The 20,140-nt window shown below is 61.4% G+C and carries 22 protein-coding genes and 1 pseudogene; 12 read left to right on the top strand and 11 right to left on the bottom strand.

Annotation, left to right across the window (positions count from 1 at the left end):
• Positions 1–52 precede the first annotated feature (52 nt).
• The 3 genes from AB4O23_RS13350 to AB4O23_RS13340 are packed head-to-tail and all read left to right on the top strand — an operon-like array spanning position 53 to position 2,825.
• Positions 53–1,063 carry an ABC transporter substrate-binding protein gene (locus tag AB4O23_RS13350; RefSeq protein ID WP_017527815.1) on the top strand — a complete coding sequence of 337 codons (1,011 nt, stop codon included), beginning with the start codon at positions 53–55 and terminating at the stop codon, positions 1,061–1,063.
• Entirely contained in the window at positions 1,060–2,064 is a 1,005-nt protein-coding gene (locus AB4O23_RS13345) for a FecCD family ABC transporter permease (RefSeq protein ID WP_065877662.1), read from the top strand. The genes AB4O23_RS13350 and AB4O23_RS13345 overlap by 4 nt, the downstream gene beginning before the upstream one ends.
• Entirely contained in the window at positions 2,061–2,825 is a 765-nt protein-coding gene (locus AB4O23_RS13340; RefSeq protein ID WP_116077710.1) for an ABC transporter ATP-binding protein, read from the top strand. The genes AB4O23_RS13345 and AB4O23_RS13340 overlap by 4 nt, the downstream gene beginning before the upstream one ends.
• A 225-nt stretch (positions 2,826–3,050) precedes the next feature.
• On the opposite strand, the gene AB4O23_RS13335 is transcribed toward AB4O23_RS13340, so the two are convergent.
• Positions 3,051–3,974, bottom strand: a complete 924-nt coding sequence (locus AB4O23_RS13335; protein ID WP_460069689.1) for an alpha/beta hydrolase — start codon at positions 3,972–3,974, stop codon at positions 3,051–3,053.
• Entirely contained in the window at positions 3,974–4,414 is a 441-nt protein-coding gene (gene tspO, locus AB4O23_RS13330) for a tryptophan-rich sensory protein TspO (protein ID WP_017527810.1), read from the bottom strand. The genes AB4O23_RS13335 and tspO overlap by 1 nt, the downstream gene beginning before the upstream one ends.
• Before the next feature lie 133 nt (positions 4,415–4,547).
• Here tspO and chrA point away from each other — a divergent pair, with 133 nt between their 5' ends.
• On the top strand, positions 4,548–5,759 hold the full coding sequence (gene chrA, locus AB4O23_RS13325; protein WP_065877672.1) for a chromate efflux transporter: 1,212 nt from the start codon (positions 4,548–4,550) through the stop codon (positions 5,757–5,759).
• Positions 5,760–5,880: 121 nt separating this feature from the next.
• Here the strand turns inward: chrA and AB4O23_RS13320 are convergent, their stop codons facing one another.
• Positions 5,881–6,453 carry a nucleotidyltransferase family protein gene (locus AB4O23_RS13320; RefSeq protein WP_065877673.1) on the bottom strand — a complete coding sequence of 191 codons (573 nt, stop codon included), beginning with the start codon at positions 6,451–6,453 and terminating at the stop codon, positions 5,881–5,883.
• Positions 6,454–6,891: 438 nt separating this feature from the next.
• Between AB4O23_RS13320 and AB4O23_RS13315 the strand changes: the two genes are divergently transcribed.
• Positions 6,892–7,062 carry a DUF6124 family protein gene (locus AB4O23_RS13315; RefSeq protein WP_460063947.1) on the top strand — a complete coding sequence of 57 codons (171 nt, stop codon included), beginning with the start codon at positions 6,892–6,894 and terminating at the stop codon, positions 7,060–7,062.
• Between the two features lie 3 nt (positions 7,063–7,065).
• Here AB4O23_RS13315 and AB4O23_RS13310 read toward each other — a convergent pair whose 3' ends face one another.
• Positions 7,066–7,299: a hypothetical protein gene (locus AB4O23_RS13310; protein ID WP_068935561.1), complete on the bottom strand. Its 234-nt coding sequence runs from the start codon at positions 7,297–7,299 to the stop codon at positions 7,066–7,068.
• A 191-nt stretch (positions 7,300–7,490) separates the two neighbouring features.
• Between AB4O23_RS13310 and AB4O23_RS13305 the strand changes: the two genes are divergently transcribed.
• Positions 7,491–7,946 (top strand): hypothetical protein, encoded by a 456-nt coding sequence (locus AB4O23_RS13305; RefSeq protein ID WP_068935563.1) that lies wholly within the window; start codon positions 7,491–7,493, stop codon positions 7,944–7,946.
• Positions 7,947–8,068: 122 nt separating this feature from the next.
• Complete coding sequence (locus tag AB4O23_RS13300; protein WP_017527804.1) at positions 8,069–8,419, top strand: DUF7079 family protein; 351 nt, start codon at positions 8,069–8,071, stop codon at positions 8,417–8,419.
• A gap of 78 nt (positions 8,420–8,497) precedes the next feature.
• Here AB4O23_RS13300 and AB4O23_RS13295 read toward each other — a convergent pair whose 3' ends face one another.
• Positions 8,498–9,100 (bottom strand): hypothetical protein, encoded by a 603-nt coding sequence (locus AB4O23_RS13295; protein ID WP_116077705.1) that lies wholly within the window; start codon positions 9,098–9,100, stop codon positions 8,498–8,500.
• A gap of 298 nt (positions 9,101–9,398) precedes the next feature.
• On the opposite strand from AB4O23_RS13295, the gene AB4O23_RS13290 reads away from it, so the two are divergent.
• Positions 9,399–10,355 (top strand): hypothetical protein, encoded by a 957-nt coding sequence (locus tag AB4O23_RS13290; RefSeq protein ID WP_460089256.1) that lies wholly within the window; start codon positions 9,399–9,401, stop codon positions 10,353–10,355.
• A gap of 455 nt (positions 10,356–10,810) precedes the next feature.
• Here AB4O23_RS13290 and AB4O23_RS13285 read toward each other — a convergent pair whose 3' ends face one another.
• Positions 10,811–11,815 (bottom strand): tetratricopeptide repeat protein, encoded by a 1,005-nt coding sequence (locus tag AB4O23_RS13285; RefSeq protein ID WP_065877684.1) that lies wholly within the window; start codon positions 11,813–11,815, stop codon positions 10,811–10,813.
• 105 nt (positions 11,816–11,920) lie between these two features.
• Positions 11,921–12,460, bottom strand: a complete 540-nt coding sequence (locus AB4O23_RS13280; RefSeq protein WP_460147134.1) for a hypothetical protein — start codon at positions 12,458–12,460, stop codon at positions 11,921–11,923.
• Between the two features lie 254 nt (positions 12,461–12,714).
• On the opposite strand from AB4O23_RS13280, the gene AB4O23_RS13275 reads away from it, so the two are divergent.
• Positions 12,715–14,295 (top strand): methyl-accepting chemotaxis protein, encoded by a 1,581-nt coding sequence (locus tag AB4O23_RS13275; protein WP_460063944.1) that lies wholly within the window; start codon positions 12,715–12,717, stop codon positions 14,293–14,295.
• A 21-nt stretch (positions 14,296–14,316) separates the two neighbouring features.
• On the opposite strand, the pseudogene AB4O23_RS13270 reads toward AB4O23_RS13275, so the two are convergent.
• Positions 14,317–14,427 (bottom strand): annotated as a pseudogene (locus AB4O23_RS13270) (chloride channel protein); the annotation flags it as partial.
• A 134-nt stretch (positions 14,428–14,561) separates the two neighbouring features.
• Here AB4O23_RS13270 and AB4O23_RS13265 point away from each other — a divergent pair.
• Both AB4O23_RS13265 and AB4O23_RS13260 read left to right on the top strand, forming a co-directional pair.
• Positions 14,562–14,993, top strand: a complete 432-nt coding sequence (locus AB4O23_RS13265) for a YeeE/YedE family protein (RefSeq protein WP_017527798.1) — start codon at positions 14,562–14,564, stop codon at positions 14,991–14,993.
• Positions 14,994–14,995: 2 nt separating this feature from the next.
• On the top strand, positions 14,996–15,415 hold the full coding sequence (locus tag AB4O23_RS13260; RefSeq protein ID WP_017527797.1) for a DUF6691 family protein: 420 nt from the start codon (positions 14,996–14,998) through the stop codon (positions 15,413–15,415).
• A 23-nt stretch (positions 15,416–15,438) separates the two neighbouring features.
• On the opposite strand, the gene AB4O23_RS13255 is transcribed toward AB4O23_RS13260, so the two are convergent.
• The gene (locus tag AB4O23_RS13255) at positions 15,439–15,615 is read right to left on the bottom strand and encodes a hypothetical protein (protein WP_017527796.1); all 177 of its coding nucleotides are present in this window, start codon (positions 15,613–15,615) and stop codon (positions 15,439–15,441) included.
• Between the two features lie 130 nt (positions 15,616–15,745).
• Between AB4O23_RS13255 and AB4O23_RS13250 the strand changes: the two genes are divergently transcribed.
• Entirely contained in the window at positions 15,746–17,509 is a 1,764-nt protein-coding gene (locus tag AB4O23_RS13250) for a S8/S53 family peptidase (RefSeq protein WP_460069694.1), read from the top strand.
• 60 nt (positions 17,510–17,569) lie between these two features.
• Here the strand turns inward: AB4O23_RS13250 and gbdR are convergent, their stop codons facing one another.
• The gene (gene gbdR, locus AB4O23_RS13245; protein ID WP_017527794.1) at positions 17,570–18,655 is read right to left on the bottom strand and encodes a choline metabolism transcriptional regulator GbdR; all 1,086 of its coding nucleotides are present in this window, start codon (positions 18,653–18,655) and stop codon (positions 17,570–17,572) included.
• Positions 18,656–18,678: 23 nt separating this feature from the next.
• Complete coding sequence (locus tag AB4O23_RS13240) at positions 18,679–20,085, bottom strand: amino acid permease (RefSeq protein ID WP_065877689.1); 1,407 nt, start codon at positions 20,083–20,085, stop codon at positions 18,679–18,681.
• Positions 20,086–20,140 lie beyond the last annotated feature (55 nt).

Below are 20,140 nucleotides of genomic sequence, written 5' to 3'. Positions count from 1 at the left end.
TTCCGAGCCGTAACGCCCCTGCTGCACGTACGGTTCACACGGAGATTGCCCCATGCTGCCACGCGTTACCGCCCTGATCGCCGGGCTGGGCTTGTGTGCCCTGGCCCAAGCGGCGCCCACTCATTACCCGCTGGCGGTCGAAAACTGCGGCAGCACCGTGACCTTCCAGCACGCCCCCGAGCGCAGCGTGACCATCGGCCAGGCCGCCACCGAAATGCTCTACGCCCTGGGCGTGGGTGACAAAGTGGTCGGCACCTCGCTGTGGTTCAACAGCGTGTTGGCGCCGTTCAAGGCGCAGAACGACGGCATCGACCGCCTGGCCAACAACGAGCCGAGCTTTGAAGCGGTGATCGCCAAGCGCCCGCAACTGGTGGCGGCCGAGCTGGAATGGGTGGTCGGCGCGCAAGGGGTGGTGGGCACGCGCGAGCAGTTCCATGAATTGCAAATCCCCACCTACCTGCTGCCCTCCGACTGTGAAGGCAAAGACAACCTGGTCGGCGCCGACGGCACGCGGCTGGAGCCGTTCCGCATCGAGACGATCTACAAAAGCATCCACCAACTGGCGCAGATCTTCGACGTGCAGGATCGCGGCCAACAACTGAACGACGAACTCAAAGCGCGCCTGGCCAAATCCGTCGCCACCGCGCAAGGCAAGGGCTTGAAACACGCCAGCGCACTGGTCTGGTTCTCCAGCGCCGAGATGGCCAGCGACCCTTATGTGGCCGGGCACAAGGGCGTTCCCGAATTCATGTTGGAAACCCTCGGTTTGCACAACGTGGTGCAGTCCGATGAAGAGTGGCCCGCCGTCGGCTGGGAGACCCTCGCCAAAGCCAACCCGACCTTCCTGGTGATCGCCCGCATGGACCGCCGCCGCTACCCCGCCGACGACCATGAAAAGAAACTCGCCTTCCTGCGCAGCGACCCGGTCACGCGCAACATGGACGCGGTAAAAAACAACCGCATCATCATCCTCGATGCCCTGGCGCTGCAGGCAAGCCTGCGCACCTTTGATGGCCTTGAACAACTGGCCGCGGCCATCGACGGCTACAACCTGCCCAAATGATCCGTACCCTACTCGCCCTCGCGCTGCTGCTGGCCGCCGTCCTCGCCGGCGTGGCCATCGGCGAAACCGCCATCGAACCGCAGGTGGTGTTGCAGGTGCTCGCCAATAAACTGTGGAACGCCGGCTACCTGCTGGACCCCATCGACGAAGGCGTGGTGTGGAACTACCGCCTCACGCGCACCCTGGTCGCCGCCGCCTGCGGCGCCGGGCTGGCCACCTGCGGGGTGATTCTGCAATCGTTGTTGCGTAACCCGTTGGCCGACCCGTACTTGTTGGGCATCAGCGCCGGCGCCTCGACCGGCGCGGTGCTGGTGGCGTTGATGGGCGTGGGCGGCGGCTTGGTTTCGCTGTCGGCCGGCGCGTTTGTCGGGGCCATGGCGGCATTCGCCCTGGTGATTTTATTGGCGCGGGCCAGTGGCTCCATGAGCGGCACCGGGCAGATCATCCTCGCGGGCATCGCCGGCTCGCAGCTGTTCAATGCGCTCACCGCATTCCTGATCACCAAGTCCGCCAGCTCGGAACAGGCGCGCGGCATCCTGTTCTGGCTGCTCGGCAACCTCAGCGGCGTGCGCTGGCCGTCGGTGTGGCTGGCGGTGCCGGTCGCCGTGGCGGGCTTGGCCGTGTGCCTGTGGCACCGGCGTGCGCTGGATGCGTTTACCTTCGGCAGCGACTCGGCGGCGTCCCTCGGCATTGCGGTGCGCCGCGTACAGTTTGTGCTGGTGGGCTGCGCCGCGCTGGTCACGGCGGTGATGGTGTCGATTGTCGGCTCCATTGGCTTTGTCGGCCTGGTGATCCCCCACGCCGTGCGCTTGTTGCTCGGCACCGGGCACTCGCGACTGCTGCCGGCCAGTGCGTTGGGCGGCGCCTTGTTCCTGATCGCGGCCGATGTGCTATCGCGCACCTTGATCAAGGGCCAGGTGATCCCGGTGGGCGTGGTCACGGCGCTGGTCGGCGCGCCGGTGTTTGCGCTGATCCTGATCGGCCGGAGGAATGCCCGATGACAGTGCTCAGTTGCACGGGCCTGGGCTTCAAGGTGCGCGAGGCCGAGTTGCTGCGCGAGATTCACCTGGAGGTAAACCTGGGTGAAACCTTGGGCATCGTCGGCCCGAACGGTTCCGGCAAATCCACCCTGCTCAAACTGCTGGCGGGCTTGCGTACGCCCGCCAGCGGCGAGGTGCGACTGGGCGGCCAACGCCTGGGCGACCTCTCGCGCCGCACCATCGCGCAACAGTTGGCGGTGGTGGAGCAGCAGGCCGACACCGACGACGCGATCCGCGTGTTCGACGCCGTGGCGCTGGGCCGCACACCCTGGCTGTCGGCGCTGAGCCCATGGTCACACGACCACGACACAATCGTGCGCCAGGCCCTGCACGACGTGGACGCCACCCATCTGAGCCAACGCGCCTGGCGCAGCCTCTCCGGCGGCGAGCGCCAACGCGTGCACATCGCCCGTGCCCTGGCGCAACGGCCACAGATTCTGTTGCTGGATGAGCCGACCAACCATCTGGATATCCAGCATCAACTGGCGATTTTGAAAGGTGTCCAGGCGCTGCCGGTGACGACATTGATTGCGCTGCACGATCTCAACCAGGCACTGACCTGTGATCGGTTGGCCGTGCTGGATCGCGGGCGATTGGTGGCGCTGGGCAAGCCGATGGATGTACTCACACCGCAACGCCTGCAGGACACGTTCGGCGTGCAGGGGCACTACCTGACGGACCCGTTTGATGGGGCGCAAATACTGCGGTTGCGCTCTAACTGAGCGACCATGCCGTCGGGCAGCAAAGATCAGCGCTGGGAAACCCACAACAAACAGCCCACCATGCGCCCGCCGACCGTCACGTCTGGCCAAACTTCACTAATGGCGGCCTGAAAAATGGGTGGATATGTGTGCTGAGAATCTGGGGATACCTGCCAAAGTGCTATAAGGACTTTCCGCCTGCCTAGCCTTTTAAATCATGCCGATCAGCCGTTGTGGCGAACGGCTTTATTGTTCGCCATTGATACGTTTCGTGATCCACCTTCGGCCATACCCCAACACCCCATCCGCCATCGCCACCGGAAAATGAATGAACCCGTGCGCCGACTCCGGCAGCAGATGGGCCTCGGCCTGCGGCCATCGTTCAGCAATGAGCAACGTGTCGTCCCTGAGCGGGTCCAACTCGCCCACGAACATCAACGCTGGCGGCATACCTTCAAAGTCGCCATACAACGGCGACAACGGCGGTTGCCTGCGCTGTTCATCACTTAATTCCGGCGTGAGCAAGCGCAACGCCTCGACCATCCCCGGCCCGTCCAGCAATAACGTGCTCGGCCCGGCCTGGCGCACGCTCGGTGTGCCAGTCAAATCGTAAACGCCGTAATACAACACCGCACCGCTTACCCGTTTGAGCAACTCTGGCCATTGTTTGAACACCAGCAACGTCGCCGCCGCCAGATGCCCGCCGGCCGATTCGCCGACGAAGACCACCGGCAAATGCGCAAACTCTTCCTCGGCGAGCAACCAATGCGCCGCCGCCAGGCAGTCCTCCAACAGCCCTTCAACCGGCGTATCCACCGCCAGCCGATAATCCACCGACATCACCGCCACGTCGCACGCGTTGACCATGCCGAGGTTGAGGTCGTCGTCCATCTGCGCATTGCCGATCACCCAACCGCCGCCGTGAATATCCAGTACCACCCCCTTGGGCGGGCCGCTCGGGCGCAGGATGCGCACGGGCACGCCCGCCACCACTTTGCATTCGACCACGGGCGCCTGCTTGAACGTTTGGCTTGCACGCAACAGCGCCTGGATCAGACGCGGTGTGACGCGGTTGCGGATTTTAAAGCGCGGCATCCACGCGAGCTTTTGATTGAAGCGGCGCATTTGGGCCAGTTCAGCCTCGCTCGCAGGCCAGAGTTTGTGAGCCATCAGCGGTTATTGCGCAAGATCGAGAAATTCAGCGCCGCCGCCACGCAGAGCCACGCCAGGTACGGGAACAGGATCAAGCCGGTGATCAGGTCCAGGCGCACCGCCAATACCACCATCGCCGCCACGGTGAGCCATAGCAGCACGATAACCACCATGCCGGCGAGCAGGCGATGGGCACCGAAGAACACCGGCGTCCACAAGGTGTTCAAGGCGATTTGTGCGGCCCACAGCGCCAACACCATTTCGCTGCCCGGTATCAGGCTCAGACGATAACCGGCCCAGGCCAGCAGCAGGTAGATGATGGTCCACGCGACCGGGAACAGCCAATTGGGCGGGGTGAAGCTGGGCTTGACCAGGGATTCGTACCAGGCGCCGGGCTTGAAGATAATGCCGGTGCTGGCGGCGGCGGCGCAGGCGAGCAGGAAGATGAAGAAGGTCATGGTCGGTCCTTGAGCTGGAGGGGTAGAAAGCAACGCTATGCTTGAGTGACTCGAACTACCGCGAATAAATTCAATAACGGCGGCAAAAATGGCACTCTTCCACCTTTTTTGAGCACCACCAGAGACCCCAACCGTGACCAACACCCGCGCCGATTGCTCCAACAGCCCCTGGTCGGTGTTCCTGATCTTCCTGCGCCTGGGCCTCACCTCGTTCGGCGGCCCCATCGCCCACCTCGGCTATTTTCGCGCCGAGTTCGTGACGCGGCGGCGCTGGCTCAGTGAGCGCAGCTATGCCGACCTGGTCGCGCTGTGCCAATTCCTGCCCGGCCCCGCCAGCAGTCAGGTCGGCATCGCTCTGGGCCTGTCGCGGGCGGGTTATGGCGGTGCCGTGGCCGCCTGGGCCGGGTTCACCTTGCCATCCGCCGTGCTGCTGGTGCTGTTCGCCCTGGGCATTGCGCACCACAGCAGCGCCCTGCCGCCCGGCGTGCTGCACGGCCTTAAAGTGGTCGCTGTGGCCGTGGTCGCCCAAGCCGTGTGGGGCATGGCGCGCAATCTGTGCCAGGGCGCGGCCCGCCTCATGCTGATGCTGATCGCCGGTGGCGTGGCCTTGCTCGTGCCTTCCGCCTGGGGCCAAGTGGGCGTGATTGTCGTCACCGGCGTGATCGGCCTGCTGCTTTTAAAACCCACGCCGAACGCCGAACACGAAGCGCTGCCCATGCCCATCCGCCGTCGCACCGGCGCCCTGTGGCTACTGCTGTTTGCGCTGTTGCTGATGGCCTTGCCGCTGCTGGCGCAAAACCTGCCCAACCAAGGCCTGGCGCTGGTAGACGCCTTCTACCGCGCCGGTGCATTGGTGTTCGGCGGCGGCCACGTGGTGCTGCCGCTGCTGCAAGCCGAAGTGGTGCCGCCGCAGTGGATCAGCAACGACCTGTTCCTCGCCGGCTACGGCGCCGCCCAAGCCGTGCCCGGCCCTCTGTTCACGTTCGCGGCCTTCCTCGGCGCCGCCATGCAACCTGACCCGAACGGCTGGCTGGGCGGCCTGATCTGCCTGCTCGCCATCTTCGCCCCATCATTCCTGCTGGTGTTCGGCGCCCTGCCTTTTTGGGAAACCCTGCGCCGCAGCCCACGCACCCAAGCCGCCCTGGCCGGCGTGAATGCCGGCGTGGTGGGCCTGCTGTTGGCCGCGCTGTACCGCCCGGTGTGGACCAGCGCGATTTTCAGCGTCTACGACCTCGGTTTGGCCGTGCTCGCGCTGGTAGCGTTGATGGCCTGGAAGTTGCCGCCGTGGCTGGTGGTGGCGGCAAGCGCTGGGCTGGGATGGCTGCTCAGCCTCACTGCCGGATAAAAAAGCCGCTGGCACCACGGGATTAACCGGTGGGAGCTGTCGAGCCCCAGCGAGGCTGCGATGGGATCGCCTCAGTCTCCTTGCCTGGCCAAGGCACCTGCATCGCCCTCTCACTAAAGCCCTATTGCCCGGCCGACGGCTCCACAATCGTGAGCCAAGGCCACCGCGCCTGATAACTCCTGGCCTTCTCAGCAAACAGCGCCTGCTCCGGATGCAATGGGTTGATCCGCAACACTCCTTGCTCCACATCCGCCAGCCCATACGGGGCGTACACCTCACCGCTGGCGATATCCAACGCGATGCACGTCCCCGCCACCAGGTAACGATCCACCCCCTGCCGGGTCGATTGCAATTGTGGGTAAGGCCGACCGAAGCGCTGCCCATACCAAAGGTGCACCCGCGCCTGGTTCTTGACCTCCACATTCACGCCCAGGTCCTTGAACAAGCCGTCAGCCCGGCGAATCACCGCGTCCTCCGCCTCGTAGGACAGGTCCGTATCGAAGTAAAAGACGTCGTAGTCTTTCACCCCCTGATCGGCCGGTAGCTTCATCTGGTGATTCCACACCGCCTGGAACAGACAACCCGCCGTGAGCATGCACTGGTCCACACCGAGGTCGGGTAGACGCGCGGTGATTTCGGCGTTGATGGGGTTGGCCATGGCCAGTTCGAGGAAGGTGTCGACGGTCAATGTCATGGTGCGTCCTTGGTAAGCAGTCCTTGTCCAGGAGCCGACTGTACACGTTCTCACAAGCGAAAATCGAGCGACTCCAACTTGCTGCATTGCCTACGCGTGCGTCAGAATCCGCCGACTTGTGCACCTGGGTAGCCGTCTCTAAGGTGGCTCGGTCGCCGACATCTCGGGGATCGGGTTTAGTAGCCTGAGTTGGGTATTGAAAAGTGCATAAGCTTCACCAAGCAGACATTGCGTCTGTGCTCGATGGTGGCTGTGCGTAGGGCGCCTTCGGGCGCGCCGGCTTTGATATCCACCGGTCTACTAACCTGCGCACAGCTGCCACCTTTTTGTTTAGTAGCGACGAGGTGACGGCCCAAAACTGGATATCGTTATGTCTCAAGCAAAAACTGATTCAACCCCCTCTTCACCGTCGCACCCGACGCCAGCAACGAAACCCTCATCACCAACAGCTATGAAACCTTCACCAGCGTCAGCACCCTGCTGCTCGACCTGTGCGAAGACCTCAACGGCAAACACCGCGACATCGCCCTGGCCATCCACCAACTGAGCGAACTGGGCGTACTCCTCACCGCCAGACTCCTCGACCGCGAAGCGCCCTGCCCCGGCTGATCATCAGCCCTTCAACTCACTCGCCCGATTGCTCGCCGCGTCGTCATAGGCCACATACAACGACTCGGCGATCTGGCTTTTGATGGCCTTGGTGGATTCAAGCCCCAACACAAAACCCTCGGCCTTGCCGCCTGCGCGGTTGAGCTCGTCATGGGTGGCAGCGCCGGTGATGGCGTCAAGCAGCTTAGTGGCGTGAGGGCCAACGCCTTTGGGGAGGGAGATTTGCTCGATGGACATTGCGATACCTTTAACAGTTGAGTCGGTAGCGCTTGGAACCACTGCCGGGGAAGGCATAGTAGACGGGTTTGCGATGAGAGGGGCTGCTTTCGGCCAAAAGTAGCCGCTCATGAGACCCGCAAACTATAGAGATGCTAACCTCGCCTGGGCCAAGCTGACTCAAACGGGCTGAGAAGTCCCGGGGACTGAAAATGGAAGAAACGCTCTCTTCGATATTTATGCGCACTAAAGGAAAGCCCATAACTTTCAATGGGACAACCGTCGTTGCGATTATGGAGATCGAGATCACGAAGCCCAGAACCGTCTTTTCAATTCGCCGATTGGGTGCTACGAACGGTCGAGTGCAAGGGTTAGCATTAAAGACGGTAAGTGGGCAGATCGTCGTGGACGGCTCCCGCGATGGCTATCCCGAGATAATTTTGTGGTCTGATTCCAGTCCTGATGCTGTAGAGATAGAAGTGTTTTCCAAAGTCGGAAGTACTTTAAAAATCTGGAACGTATGGAAAAGCACTTTTGGCATTAATGCATGGGTTGGCAATGCAGGAATTCACGTCTGCGAGTCCGATAGCAAGATGACATTGGAATGTAGCGACGGTGTTGGTGATGTGGACTTCTCCGATTATGTGGTTGTTTTAGACGAACGATAATAACGATAGTTATGTCCGCTCTGGGCCGAAAGCGGCCCGTCCTGACGGCGAATATCTGTCTGAACGCTTTCGGCTACTATGCCTTCTAGCCGCTGGGCGCCCTCCAAGCTTCGGGATATTGCATGAAAACTGTCGACGCAAACCGCTTGAAGATCTGGCAGGCACTTTCAGAGTTTTTTCTCGATACTGAAATCACCGACTCGACTTTTGACTACGTCGCTCGCGTGGTCCTGGAAACAGGCTATTCGCCCCAAGACATTCACAGCATCCTTTGGGGTGAAGTTTTCCCTGTGCTTGAAGGCAACCTCAAGTCCATTACAGGTGAATGGGCGGGATGGACAGATGAATGGCTGTTAGAGCATTTGTCGGTATGTGAGGTCTCTACGAACAAGCTGGGTGACAGCGGCATTATCAGAGAAATCAGAAGATGCTGGGGGCAAGTGGCAGCGCGGCTTCCGCCGGCATATGCCTGACTCAACTTCGTCAATGCTCCCAGTGGTTACGGGCTCCTATAGGCCAGACGAGCCCATTCGATCTACGAAATCCCCCTTTCAGTTAACGTCGATGCCGGGATAGAGATCCGCAGGTGGGTGGTAGTTGGGGTCTTCAAAGCGGCTATTGTTGTAATGCATTTTGGCAGTGGGCCCCTCGCCTATGTACGTAACCTCAGGATTGGGCGTCAGATGCCATCCGGTCCCGTCGTTATCGCGTTCGATCAGCGACGGATACAACGTACAAGTCCCCCCCGAACCGGATGTCAGCCTGAATTGATAATAGCGCCCGGCCTGTGGCGTGAATTGAGTTGTGACGTAGCACGAGCGGGTGCGCGAGCCCTTCCAGAACATACTCACTTGCGTCTCGATGCCCGGCCTTATGGGTGTTTCATAGTAGTCGGAAGTCAAATTCTGCCCGGCCTTGGGCATGCCCACGTCTTGCGTGTGGGTAAATGGAAGAGGCCCCGTCCGGACGGAGCCTCCCGAACGCACGCCGTTCTCGTATTGATAAATATCGGCATGCTGAGTGAAGTTCACGACCCTGACCCAAGCGGGGTTCGGCTCGTTTTCAGGCGCTTTGAAGTAATGGAAATGAGGAAAATACTGACAGCCGGCAAATAGCGGCAGCGTCAGAAAACAAAGGGTACGGCGAATAGACATTGGAACCAGTCCTTTACGGGATCGTTGTACAGACCACAGAACTGGAGATGAATTTCACAGCTGGCGCACTCCAAGCAACGTTCAGCGGGCATCTGTTTGTTTCACCGGGGACGATGACAGGGTGTCGGCGAGCGCGGAAACCACCCCCTGGGGATTGGCACCGAGGGTGACCGCATGGACGGAGGCTGTCATCTGGATGGGATGCGCTTAGAAAGCAGGCCCTGCATACGGTATTCTGCGCGACATCAACCTCGCCCCCAGCCTACCGGCCCCTGAAGCGGTATTGAGCCCGGCGCCCATGGATCTCGACATGCTAATCGGCCACCGCTTCGAACATCTCGCCAACGGCGATCTGCATATCCATTCACGCAACCTCGTGCAAAGCGCATTTATGCTGCTGACCGGCGCAATCACCTTCATCCTGCCGGTGGCCTGCGTCGGGTTCTGGCTTACCGAATGGCAAGCGCAGCTGGCTGATCTGAATCCGTTGTCGACCCTCCTGTTAATACTCTCGCTGCTGCTGATGCCTGCCTTGGGCCTGTCCCTGATGGCGTACATGGGCTCGCGCGAGTCGTTGTTGTTGTCACGCGTCGGCGGCGAAGGCAAGCGCCGCACGCAGAACTTTTTCGGGCGCCGAGAGCGTGTGAAGTCGGTATTCAACATCGATAACCCGCGCGCCCTGGAACTGCGTCGTCGCGAGCAGGCCGAGCCCATCCACACCCAGTTGTGGCTGGTAATGCGTGATGGCGGCGAGCACCGGTTGACCACCGACAACATTCCGGTGGTGCCGGGCAGCAAACGCACCGACCTGTGGCTGCGCACACTGGCCGACTACCTCGACGTGGCCATGCCTGGCGAGGTCGTCCTTGAATCGGCGGTCGCTAAACCGGCACCCTATCGGCCGGCGCCAACGCCGGCGAAGATCGCCAGGCAGCGCAAAACCAAAGGCCCCGTGCCGGCGGCTGAGTCGACCGAACAACTCGGCATCCCCGCGCGCGCCCTGCTCGCGCTGATAGGCACTTTCCTCGCAGTGCTGGAGCTGAATCAGATCGTCGCATTAGTGCCGGCGGTGATCAGCGGGCGACTGCGAATCAGCGGTTTTAGATCGGGATACACGACGTTCTACTGGGCCGAGCAGCCGGTCGCGTTTTCATTCAATGTATTTTTGGGTGTGGCCGAGGTTCTGGTGATCGGGTTTATCGCCTGGCAATGCCTGCGCACGGCGATTCTGGGGCGGATGAAAGCCAATCCTTGAACGTAGGATGTTGGCGCATCCGCAAGCTCAAAACCCCTTCCCCATAAACCAGATCCCTACACCTGGCCGCACCGCGTACGTACCGCAGGCGTCCGGCTTCGTTACGCCCAGGGGTATGAGATCGCCAAGATCCAGAACACCACCGCTAACCCCCAGCAGATGGGCCCCGCCGTGGAAAAATCCTGGATGCTGCCCGTCGACATCCCCCCAGCGACCCATCGCTGCCTAGTCCAAAAAAACCCGGCCATCGAAAAACTCGCACGCAACCGGAAGTTCTCTGCGACGCGCCCAAGACCTACAACGTAACCGTGGCCAAGGTGAAGGGCGAACAGGCGCTGAAACTGATCGACCCACGTTTCTCGATTATGCGCGGCATCAGCTTCAGCCAAGGGTTCTGACGCAAGCGTCGGCATGGGAGAGACGCATGAAAAAAATGCCCCTCCGATGCGCACACACTAGCCTTGCAGTGTTCGCAGTTTTTCTTCGAAGTAGCGGATTTGCGCCAAGTCATCGGGGTCGACCTGCCTGAGTATCTGAAGAGCCTTTGTATAGGCGGCGCGTGCCTTGGCGGTGTCGCCTTGAGCCTCGTAGACTCGCGCAAGGTTGAAGTGGCGCAAAATTATTTTGGGGTGATGCTCGCCAAACGTTGCCTGGTCACTGTTCAGCGCCATCGTCAGGAAGGCTTCCGCTTTATCGTACTGGCCCAGGCCGCGATAGGCGTCGCCGAGGTTGTTCCAGCGGATGGCGACCGTCGGATGGCGCGGACCATGCAGGGCCATGTCGATATCCAGCGCCTGTTGAAAAAGCGGCAGCGCCGCCTCGTACTTGCCCTGGAGGTTATAGGCATTGCCCAAGTTGTTCAGCGAGACGGCTACCGAAGCGTCGTTGTCGCCGAGCAGTCGCTTTCTCAACGCGATATTTTTGCGCAGGTTTTCGAAGGCCTCTTCATATCGGCCCAGTTTGCTCTGCGCGGTACCGATGTTGTTGTAGCTGTCGGCAATTATCAGGTCATCCGTGCCAAGTACCGCGAGGCGCATTTTCAAGGATGTTTCATAGTAGCCAAGGGCAATCTCGAAATTGCGTAGTCGCTCGTGAAGATAGCCGAGGTTGTTCCAGTAGGTCGCCTGTTGCGCGGTCGAGGCTTGGCCGTTCTGTTTAGCCGCCTCCAGTGCCTGGGTAACCAGGACGATGGCGGTACGGTCATCGCCCAGCACAGAGACTGCCAGCGCCTTGATATTCAACGCCTCGGAGTTGGCAGGGTCGGCTTCAAGCACGCGATCCGCTTCCTCAATCGTCGCCTGATACTGCCCTGCCGCGAAAAGGCTAACTGCTTTGTCGCTCACGGCCCCCAGGGCGGCCTCAGCGCCAAACATCAGAAAGAGCAATGAGAACGGCAATAGCGCTTTCAGCCAACGAATGCGCAGGGAGGTTCTTGGGTTTGAAATGCAGATCTGACTCATGGTTTTTTTCGATCCAACACACTCATTAAATTGAAGTAACGAAGCGGGCTTTGACGCGGAACGGGGGTGGGTTCGTTTACCCGCCCCCTTCCCAGACGCTCGCTATTAAAAGACATCCATCGCTCTACAAAGCCCCGCCTTCTCAACAGCCTCATTTGCAGGTTCCCCCCCTGCATTCAAACGCTGCAACGCGACCAGACACCGGCCACTGTCCAACAGGATCAATTCATAGTCCTGATGCGCCGTAGGGGTGAAACGAAAGGTTTGTTGGCAGCTATAGGAATAGCCGGCGCAAACGTGGCCTTCACTCTGGAAGTTCATCGCGAACGGTTTACCCGCCGGGACCTTCAGTTCGGTACGCGCCAGCGCCTGGCCTTTCGCCTCCACCCGACGGTTGCTCTCGGGCATGCCCAGGCTGCGGCCGTTATTCTGGTCGGCAAAGCCGGATTCGGCCACCGCCATCACGCCAGCGCCGGGAACACGCCAGTCGATGCAATCGCTGCCCGGCACGCCACGCGCCATGCCATTGGTGATGATGCGCAAGCGTGCGGTATCACCCGCGGCGGGTTCAACATAAGCCGTGGAATAAGCACGGATATTGGAAATATTGCCGCAGCCGCTCACGGCAAAGGCCAGGCCTGCCATCAGAAACGCTCTCATGAAAATCCCTTTCTTACGGTTCAACGGCAGAAGTATGGACTCTGGATACACAGTGCCTCACCGACCCTGGCCCCAGGAGTGGTCACCGTAACAGCTGGCGCGTTGACGTGGCATGAATATCCAAAGCGGCCCGATTAAGTTTCCCAACGTCAGGTCGATACCCTGACTAACCCGCACCCCCTCGCAGCCAGGAAGCTCACATGAACCTTAGAAACCTTAACGTAGCTCCACGAGCTTCCATGTTTTTCGCGTCAATCATCGTATTGGTCTTTGTACTCGGCGCAGTCGCCGCAGTGCAGATGGGCAAACTGCGGGATGCAGAAAAAGATATTGAAACCAACTGGCTGCCAAGTATCAGGCAAACAGCATTAATGAACTCCGGCGTGATGCGGCTGAGGCTTGAAACTCAGCGCGCGCTCGCTGACCCTACAACCCTTCAGTCGACCGTTGCCTCCTTTGCAGGCTACCGGAAGGTCTTGGCGGATGCGGTAGCCCAGTATGAACCACTGATCGCGAGCAACGACGAGCGCACCCTGTATCTAGTGGTTAAAGCGTCCGCCGATGCATATGCCAAACAGCTGGACATTCTCGAACCTTTGATGGCGCGCGCTGACATACCTGCAGCGGTAAGCCAGGTGAGTACAGGCATCCGCCCGTTGACGAATCGGTTGGAGGGCGAGATCAAAGCCCTGACTGACTACAACAACAATGGCGCGACAGCCGCTGGGCAATACGCAACCGCCACTTACGCCGAAGGCATCTGGGTAATCAGTGGCCTTATTGCCGGTGTCGTAGTCCTGACTATCGCGCTGGCGACCCTTCTGACCAAGAGCATCACCACTCCGATAGGTACAGCCCTGTCCGTGGCCGAACGCATAGCCGGCAGTGATCTGTCCAAAGAAGTGCAGGTCAGCGGGAAGGATGAAGCCGCACGCCTGTTAAAAGCGCTGGCCCAGATGCAGGAAAACCTGCGCAAAACCATCATGCAGATCAGTGATTCATCCACGCAGCTGGCCTCGGCCGCAGAAGAAATGACGGCGGTCACGGAGGAATCCAGTCGAGGCCTTGTTTCACAAAATGATGAGGTCAACCAGGCGGCCACCGCCGTAACCGAAATGAGCGCGGCGGTTGACGAGGTGGCCCGCAATGCAGAGTCGGCCTCCGAAGAGTCGCGTCGCACCCAGGGGTTCACTGAGACCGGCCTGGAGCGCGTCTCTCAAACACTGAAGTCCATTCAAAAACTGAGCGGCAACGTTGAAACCACGAGCGACAAGATTCAGGTGCTGTCAGAGCGCGCTCAAAGCATTAACAAAGTCGTCGAAGTGATCAGGGCCATCGCCGAGCAGACCAACCTGCTGGCGCTGAACGCAGCCATTGAAGCCGCAAGGGCCGGTGAGCAAGGGCGCGGCTTTGCCGTGGTGGCGGACGAGGTCAGGGCGCTGGCGCACCGAACGCAGTCTTCCACGCAAGAGATCGAACAGATGATCTCCGCCATGCAGAGCGACTCAGCCGAAGCGGTGGAAGCCATGAGCAAAAGCAAAGAGCTGGCGACCCAATCCCTCGACGTCGCCCAGGAAGCCAGCACTTCACTGGACCAGATCGCCAAGGCCATTACGCAGATCAACGAGCGCAACACCTTGATAGCCACTGCGTCTGAAGAACAAGCTCATGTAGCGCGTGAAGTCGACCGTAATCTGGTCAGCATTCGAGAGCTGGCCGTGCAGAGTTCCGCGGGCGCCAGTCAAACCGCCAGCGCGTGCGGAGAAATGTCAAAGTTGGCGGTCGACCTTAACAGGATGGTGAGTCGCTTCGTCGTTTGAAACATCAGGCCCCACGCGTTCCGCCAGGGGTGTATTGAAGGCGGCGGCAATACCCGCTGCGCCACCGGCCGGGATCAGGTCTTCAGGGCGGACGATGCGTGCGTTAGGCAGATAGCGGTGAAAGAAATGCAGGCAGCACCGCAAAATCATAGCGGTGCTTGCGCCCCAGGGCTTGAGCCGCCCCATCTACCACCGGCATTTCACGCAATACGGGCAGAAACTGTGCTATCGATGCACTCCCCCAATCCCCGAAGGCTGTCCCGACCATGAGCCTCTCCGCCGATTTCACCCCATGGACCTCCCTGCTCGGCGGTGCCTTGATAGGTTTGTCCGCCGGCCTGTTCATGCTGCTCAACGGGCGCATTGCCGGTATCAGCGGTCTGCTCGGCAGCCTGCTGTCCAGGCGTAGCGATGGTCGGGGGGAGGCGCTGGTGTTCGTCGCGGGGTTGATCGCCTCGCCCCTGATCTGGTTACTCGGCGCGCCGTTGCCGCAGCCCTCGTTCCAGGTCGGTGGCGTGGCGCTGGTACTGGCGGGGGTGTTGGTGGGGATCGGTACGCGCTATGGCGCCGGCTGCACCAGCGGGCACGGGGTCTGCGGGCTTTCACGGTTGTCGGTGCGCTCGCTGGTGGCGGTGGGTTGTTTCATGGGCAGCGGCTTTGCCGGCGTCTACGTGCTACGTCATGTAGTGGGGGCTTGAGCATGCGCAAAATCACGGCTTTGATGGCGGGCTTGATCTTCGGGCTGGGGCTGTACCTCAGCGGGATGACAAACCCGGCCAAGGTGCTGGGTTTTCTCGACCTCGCTGGCGACTGGGACCCTTCGTTGGCCTTGGTCATGCTCGGGGCGCTGATGGTGAGCAGCGTGTTTTTCTTCTTCGCCAGGCGGCGTGACACCGCATTGCTCGGCGCGCCGATGCAGATGCCGACACGGCGCAACATCGACCGCCGGCTGGTGCTGGGCAGCATCGTGTTCGGTATCGGCTGGGCGATTGCCGGGCTCTGTCCCGGACCGGCCGTGGCCTTACTGCTGACGGGGCGATGGCAGGCGGTGCTGTTCAGCGTGGCCATGCTGGCGGGCATGCTGGTGTTCGCGGGCCTCGAATCACGCAAGCAGCGCTGAACATTGCGGCTGGCGTCAGCCCCTCAATCCGCGGCCTGTTGGAAGGCATAGCCGCTCACCGCCAGCAACACACCGGAGATGGCGTAAGTAAAGCTGATCATCACGCGGCGGCCGATCACGTCAAACAAGCGCCCCAGCAAGACTACCGCTGCGGTGTCGCGTTGGAGCACGTGTTGCTGGGTCATGGCCACGTCCGTCATGTGCAAGTCCCTCCCCCGTTATGAGTAAGCGCCTGAAACGGGAGTTCAAATTCAATGGCGTCGGTTATGCGCTGAACGAAGCAAGCCCCGGCGTAGTCGGAACAGCAGGCCACCGGCAAGGAACCCGCTCATGCCCTTACGCTTCGCCACCCTGGCAACCCTTTTCAGCCTGGCTGCCACGGCCAGCGCTGCCCAACCACCGCTGCGCCTGGAAAACCTGCAACGCTGCGGCGACGTGTTGGAAAACCGCCAGCAGGACTGGTGCCTGACCGTTCGCGGCCTGAACGATGCCCCGCCACAGCTGAAACTGGCGGGCAAGGCCCTGCCGGCGGATGCGGTACAACGCGACGGCAACCACGTGCGCCTGCGCCTGGACAGCGCCCGCTATCAGAGCGGCCCGCTGTGGCTGGAAGACGGCCCGCGCGTCAGCAATGCCGCCTGGCTGAGCGTGCGCAACAGCCAGGTGGTAGCGGCCGGCCCCAGCGAAGTGGCGAAGAACATGGACGGCCTGACCACCTATGTGAACCTGGTCAGCGTGCTGATCGAAGAAGACCAGAACGGCCGCCAGGAAGCCGAGCGCCTGGCGCGCAAATATGGAGCGACGGTGGTCGGCAGCATCGCGCCGTTGAATGTCTTCCAGTTGCGCCTGCCGGCCACGGACCTGATGCAACGGGATGCGCTGGTGCTGCGCCTGGGCAGCGAGACCGGCGTGGATGCCGTGGTGATCGAAGAGTCCGCCGCCGAAGAAACCGAGCACGCCGCCACGCGCCGTGAAGCGCCGAAAAAACCGCCCGCCGACTCCGATGAATGGGCCGCCAACCGCTTTCTCGACGCGGTGGCCTACTATCAGCGGCGCATCCCGGGGCAGCACTCGCCGATCCTGCCAAAACCGGTGCGCGTAGGCGTGATCGAGCGCGGCGTGGACTTCGACACGGCGGATTTCGCCGACTACCTGGGTGCCTGCGCGCCCAGTCGAACCTGCGTGTACGCACGCGACACCGACGCAGCAAACGGCCACGGCACCACCGTCGCCGGCATCCTTGCGGCGCGTTGGGACAACGGCGGCAACAGCGGTTTTTTGCGTGGCCTGGACAAGGCCAGCGGTGGTTTCGACGTGATCGTCGAGCGTAATTCCGATGCCGGCATCACGGCCAACATCGCGGCATCGGTCAACCTCGTGGAAGACGGCGTACGCGTGCTCAACTGGAGTTGGGGCATCCATCGCGTCGGCACCCGGGACGTCAACGGCCAGGACGTCGACTCACTGGTGCGCTCAGGCATTGCCATGAGCGGCTACGAAGAATTGCTGGAAGAATTTTTCCTATGGCTGCGCAAGGAACATCCCGACGTGATCGTGGTGAATTCCGCCGGTAACGGCTCGGCGTTCTCCGGCACGGATGACTACCGCCTGCCCTCCTCGTTTATCACCGAGCAACTGTTGGTGGTGGGCGGCCACCAGCGCGGCGAGCAGGCCGGCCTCGCCGTGGATGACCCGGCCTATGCGGTCACGCGCAGTTCCTCGAACGTCGACATGCGCGTCGATATCACCGCCGCCGCCTGCGCCCATGCATCCACGGCCGACGTCGGCGAGGAAGGCGCCGTGCATTGCGGCACCTCCTATGCCACCCCGATGGTCGCGGGCCTGCTGGCGGCCATGCTGTCGATCAACCCGCAACTGCAACCCGAGCAATTGCGCACACTCTTGCGCCGCAGCTCGATGGCGATTGGCGACAACCATGACTTTGAACGCAGCGACGCCCAGGACCTTACCGCGCCGATCCTGCCGTCGGAGCGTAGCTATCAGCTCAATGACAAGGACGTGGGGCGTTCCGCGCGGCTGGACATGCAAAAGGCACTAGACCTGGCCGTACAGAGCAGGACGCGGGTGCGTTGAACCTGAGGGCGACGGTTCTGCGTTATCAGTGGGGCTGAAAACCAGCCCCCCTGCCGAGCGTCAGCGCCGTTGAATCTGCACACTCGCAAAGGTCGGCTCATCGCGCGCCTGTTCCAGCGTGTTCTTCGGCTTTGCCGACGAGCGCGGATGCACCACCGGCCGGCTCGCCTGCGGGGGTTGCAGGCGCATGTCGCAGCGTTCGTCGCTGGGCGCTACGCCGAAGAAATCCCGATAGCACTTGGAAAAATGCGGCGTGGACACGAAGCCGCAGATCACCGCCAGTTCCACAATCGAAATAGGCGTTTGCATCAGTAACTGACGCGCACGCGTGAGGCGCAGCTTGAGGTAATAACGTGACGGCGTGCAGTACAGGTAACGCTGGAACATGCGCTCCAGTTGGCGCCGGGATACCTGCACATAAGCCGCCAGGTCATCAAGATCGAGGGGTTCTTCCAGGTTGGCTTCCATCAAGGCCACCACTTCCTGCAGTTTGGGCTGTTGCGTGCCAAGCAGGTGCTTAAGTGGCACGCGCTGGTGGTCGCGTTCGTTGCGGATGCGCTCGTACACGAACATCTGCGATATCGCCGCCGACAGCTCATGCCCGTGATCGCGGCCAATCAGGTGCAGCATCATGTCCAGCGGCGCGGTGCCGCCGGAGCTGGTGAAGCGGTTGCCGTCGAGGGTGAACACACTGGAGCTGACAGTGACCCGCGCAAAGGCTTCCTGCATCGACGCCATCAGCTCCCAATGCACGCTGCATTGGAAGCCATCGAGCAAGCCTGCCATGGCCAGTGCCCAACTGCCGGTACACACCGCGCCGAGGCGCTTGCAATGCACGCGGGCCTGGTTGCGCAGCCAGGCGATGTGCTCAGGCTTCACCGCCGTGCGAATACCCACGCCACCGCACACGATCACAGCGTCGAAGCTGTGCGGGTCCTGCGTCGAGGCATCCGGCGTGACCGGCACGCCATCGCTCGCCCACACCGGCTGGCCGTTGAAGCTGAGGGTTTGCCAGCGGTAGAGCTCTTCGCCGGCCAGTTGGTTGGCCATGCGCAGCGGCTCGACCGCCGAGGCCAGTGAAATCAGGGTGAACTGGTCCAGCAGCAAAAAGCCGATGTTCTGGCAAGCAGGCGCGTGAGGCGTCATGACCGGTACCCCCCAACGGCTGATCAGGATTGCCCCAGCGAAACCGGTTCGGCCGTCGGGCCGTGCGGACGCGCCGTGAGCAGGCCGATCAAGGAGATGACCAGCGCCAGGCCAATGGTCGACGACACTTCGGTACGGTGCTCCGGCGTGACCATCATCACCCCCAGCGCCAGGCAGATGAACACGATCACCAGGTAGGTCAGCCAGGGAAACAGCCACATGCGAAAGCTCAACTCGACGTTCTGTCGACGCAGCAACCGGCGCATGCGCAGTTGGGAGATGGCAATCACCAAATACACCAGCAGCGCGATGGCGCCGGAACTGGCCAGCAGAAACTGGAACAACCCGGCCGGCATGAAGTAACTGAGCAATGTCACGCCCGCGCCGATGATGGTGCTGGCAACCACCGCGGCCCTGGGCACGCCTGCCGTCGAGGTGCGTTTGAGCGCTTGCGGTGCGTCGCCACGTTTGCCTAGGGAAAACAACATGCGCGAAGAGATGTAGATCGAGGAGTTCATGCAGCTGGCCACGGCGATCAACACCACGAGGTCAACCATGAATTTGGCATGGGGGATGTTCATCAACTCCAGCGCGCGTTGATAAGAACCGACCGACGCCAGCAGCGGGTCATTCCACGGCACCACCGAAATGACGATGGAAATCGACAACAGGTAAAAAATGCCGATGCGCCAGATCACCGAACGGGTGGCCTTGGCGATGTTCTGCGCCGGGTTACTCGACTCGGCCGCCGCGATAGTCACGGCTTCGGTGCCGATGAAACTGAACATAATGGTGATAAACGCGCCCACCACCGCCGACAGGCCGTTGGGTGCGAAACCGCCGTGTTCCTGCATCAACCGGCTGAGGCCGCTGGCCTCGCGGTCGGGAACCCAGCCCATCAACACGCTGAAACCCAGGCCGATGAACCCCATGATCGCGAGCACCTTGGCCATCGCGAACCAGAACTCGAACTCACCGTACTTGGCCACGCTGAACAGGTTGGTGATGACCAGCAGGATGATCGACAGCAAGGCGAACAGCCACGCGTCCACCTGCGCGAACCACTGGTTGAGCACATGCCCGGCCGCCAGCGCCTCGATCGGGATGACCAGCACCCAGAACCACCAATACAGCCAACCGATGGTGAACCCCGCCCAAGGGCCGATGGCCTGGTCGGCGTAGGTGGAAAACGAGCCCGTGTCCGGCCGCGCCACGGCCATTTCACCGAGCATGCGCATCACCAGCACCACCAGCAGCCCCGAGGCCAGATAGGCCAGCAACACCGCCGGCCCGGCGGCCGCAATGGCATGCCCGGAACCGACAAACAACCCGGCACCGATGATGCCGGCGATGGACAGCATGGTCACGTGGCGCGGCTTGAAGCCTTGCGCCAACTGGCCGTTGGAATCCGTGGAGTTCAGGCTATTCATTGTTCTTGTTGTGCTCTGCGACCGAATTCGCACCACCTTAAGGGGGCTCGGCAAG

This window comes from Pseudomonas sp. H2_A10 (assembly GCF_054680085.1).
Note: the sequence above shows the minus strand (reverse complement) of the source record. Positions and strands in the feature narration are given on the sequence as shown.